Here is a 266-nt window from a genome sequence, read left to right as displayed (position 1 = left end):
AAACAGCCTGACACCCGACATCACCATCGCGGTACGCATGGAGCACGAAAATCTACAAGTGCGGGACTATTACCTCATCCCCAGTATGGATATGGGGGCGTGGCCGCGAAAAATGTCCGAAGAAAACAGCCCCTTAATAGACAGTTACCGTTTTGCAACGCTGGACGTACTTGATGGACTTGCTGCGCGTTGCTCGCTGAAGGAGGCACGTCAATGACTGTCCCATCATCCTCGCGTGATCGCGTCGCACTGATTCCGATATCACA

1 pseudogene is annotated in these 266 nt (G+C 53.0%); it reads left to right on the top strand.

The features are described 5' to 3' along the window. A pseudogene (locus AC0L3B_RS39625) lies at positions 1-217 on the top strand (recombinase family protein); the annotation flags it as partial. Between the last annotated feature and the right edge of the window lie 49 nt (positions 218-266).

Source organism: Bradyrhizobium sp. Kon56 (assembly GCF_055807635.1).
The sequence above is the reverse complement of the archived record's forward strand: the minus strand, read 5'-3'. Positions and strand labels throughout refer to the sequence as shown.